This window comes from Acetobacter sp. UBA5411, from assembly GCF_002409645.1.
Lineage (GTDB): Bacteria > Pseudomonadota > Alphaproteobacteria > Acetobacterales > Acetobacteraceae > Acetobacter.
The window spans coordinates 4,318-6,770 of record NZ_DHNR01000011.1 but is presented as its reverse complement, the minus strand read 5'-3'; the positions used below and the strand labels follow the sequence as shown (position 1 = coordinate 6,770).

3 protein-coding genes are annotated in these 2,453 nt (G+C 56.8%); 2 read left to right on the top strand and 1 reads right to left on the bottom strand.

Going from position 1 to position 2,453, the window contains the following annotated elements:
• Nucleotides 1-270: 270 nt before the first annotated feature.
• Nucleotides 271-657, bottom strand: coding sequence for a winged helix-turn-helix transcriptional regulator (locus B3759_RS03970; protein WP_174694306.1), 387 nt, complete (start codon nt 655-657; stop codon nt 271-273).
• Between the two features lie 100 nt (nt 658-757).
• Between B3759_RS03970 and B3759_RS03965 the strand changes: the two genes are divergently transcribed.
• Both B3759_RS03965 and B3759_RS03960 read left to right on the top strand, forming a co-directional pair.
• Nucleotides 758-1,777: a zinc-binding alcohol dehydrogenase family protein gene (locus B3759_RS03965; RefSeq protein ID WP_291363823.1), complete on the top strand. Its 1,020-nt coding sequence runs from the start codon at nt 758-760 to the stop codon at nt 1,775-1,777.
• A gap of 52 nt (nt 1,778-1,829) precedes the next feature.
• The gene (locus B3759_RS03960) at nt 1,830-2,264 is read left to right on the top strand and encodes a cupin domain-containing protein (protein ID WP_291363821.1); all 435 of its coding nucleotides are present in this window, start codon (nt 1,830-1,832) and stop codon (nt 2,262-2,264) included.
• The last annotated feature ends 189 nt before the right edge of the window (nt 2,265-2,453 follow it).

The following is a 2,453-nucleotide window of genomic DNA, read 5'->3' as shown; positions in this document are numbered from 1 at the left end:
CTCAGGAGCCCTCTTCACGCTGATCCGGCAGAAACAGACTTTACTCTGCGTTTTGACGGCCCCAACTCCGGGAACAGATCAGAATGTCCCAACATCACGCTGCTGGTCGCTGAATTAAGATCCACAAACGCCTACAGGCCGGACGTATTGGAAAAATACCAGCAACCATGTCTTTATGACGTTCCTTGGTCACCTGTGCCCGACAGGCTGATAATCAGTCTGCACGTCCTAGTGTACGGGGAGCGGTGAGAGGTTGTTCGAAAACGTACGCTAAGAGTTTGTTGGAGAACCTTTCATATCTGCGCAGATCTCAGGAACATGTCCGAACTCTGTGTGCTCATCGCCCCAGGCCTTGAGAGCCATGATGACGGGTTCGAGGGTCCGCCCGCGCGGGGTGAGGCTGTATTCCACCTTTGGCGGAACTTCCGGGTAAACCGTCCGTAACACAAATCCGTCGCGCTCCAGCTCGCGAAGCTGGGTCGTCAGCATTCTCTGCGTGATGTTGGGCAGGCGCTTACGGATGGCGTTGAAGCGTAATGTCCCCTGAAGCAGGTGATAGAGGATCACGCCTTTCCATTTTCCATCGATGAGCTGAAGCGTTGCCTCAACAGCGCAGCCGGGACTGCAATCAAGCGACTGATGGCGGATGCGGGTCATAACGGTATCATTTCCGACACTATGGGCGTTAAAAGTGCGTTCTTGCCTGAAAACAGCATAGTGCTCACTCTTCTCCTCATTCAACAGAGGAGCAGAGATCATGCGAGCCATCGGTTATCAGACGCCGCTTCCCATCGAAAATCCGGCGTCTCTTCAGGATATTGATCTACCGAAACCCGTCCCTTCGGGCCGGGATCTTCTGGTGGAAATCAGGGCCGTGTCGGTCAATCCGGTTGATACAAAAGTCCGCCGCAGTGCAACGCCGGAGGCGGGTCAGTGGCGTGTTCTGGGCTGGGATGCGGCGGGTGTTGTCGTTGGAACCGGACCGGACGTCACGGATTTCTCTGTCGGTGATGAAGTCTTTTATGCCGGCGCGATCAATCGTCCGGGGACCAACGCCGAGTTTCATCTGGTCGATGAACGGATTGTCGGTCGCAAACCCCGTTCCCTGAACTGGGCCGAAGCCGCGGCCTTACCGCTGACCGCAATCACCGCCTGGGAGATGCTTTTCGATCGCCTGGACATTCGTCGGTCTGTCCCGGGAACGACGTCCTCCATATTGATTATCGGGGGCGCAGGCGGGGTCAGTTCCATGGCGATCCAGCTGGCCAAGGTTCTGACTGATATCACGGTCATTGCCACGGCTGCGCGCCCCGAAACGCAGGACTGGGTCACATCTCTCGGGGCAGATTACGTGATCGATCACAGCAAGCCTCTGGCCGCACAGGTTGCTGCCCTTCCTACCGGCGCTCCCGGTTTTGTTTTTTCCACGACGCAGACAGATCGACACCTGGCGGAGATCGTCGAACTTCTGGCCCCGCAGGGACATTTCGGCCTGATTGATGATCCATCTGAACTCGACGCCGCGCCGCTCAAGCGAAAAAGTCTGTCTCTGCACTGGGAACTGATGTTCACGCGTTCACTGTTCGGAACGGCAGACATCAGCGCTCAGGGGAAACTGCTGAACGACGTGTCGCGGCTCTTAGAGGAGGGTCGTCTTCGTACAACGCTCGGCAAAAATCTTGGCGCGATCACCGCCACCAATCTGCGAGAGGCTCACGCTCTGATCGAGAGCGGTCAGGCCAAGGGCAAAATCGTTCTCGAGGGTTTCCTTGCCTGAACGGAGGCAATCATGACGAAAACAGCCAAAGCGCTTGAGAGGAGCGGACCTCATGAATGACGAAGAACATCTGATGACCCTGAACCGGACGGGAGGTCGCTTCGATCTCAATAAAATTGCGACGGTGTTTCCCGAAACGGCGGACACGATGCTGCTGGACACCTATCTGACCGACAAGCCGGAAGCCAGTATCCGGGTCTTTCGGATCTATCGGGATGTGCCACCGCATTATCATACCCAGTGCGATGAAGTGCTTCATGTCCTCTCCGGGACAGGCACATTCTGGATTGATGATCCCAAGGAAGAGGCCCCGTTTGCCCCCGGCCATCTTCTGGTGTTCCCGCGTCGGGCCGTGCATGCCGTGCCTCGCATTCTGAGCCATCCAGTCGTTTTTCTGGCCATCGATACGCCGCGACGGGCACCAGACGACGTAGTGTTTGTCGATCCTGCCAACGGTACGCCGTCCGGTTTTATTGCCGGGATCTGACACATGGGTCTCATGGAACAGAATCGGCGGCAGGCTTTCCTAAAAAGAGGCCTGCGCAGGATCGCCATTGCCGTTGTCACGGGATTCGTTGGGGTAAGCGCATCGAAAAGCATTTCGTGGGTCTGCAGGGGATAGGCCCTGAGTATGAAGGCCCGGCTGAAGGACAGTTTGGTGTGGGCAACCTGCAGC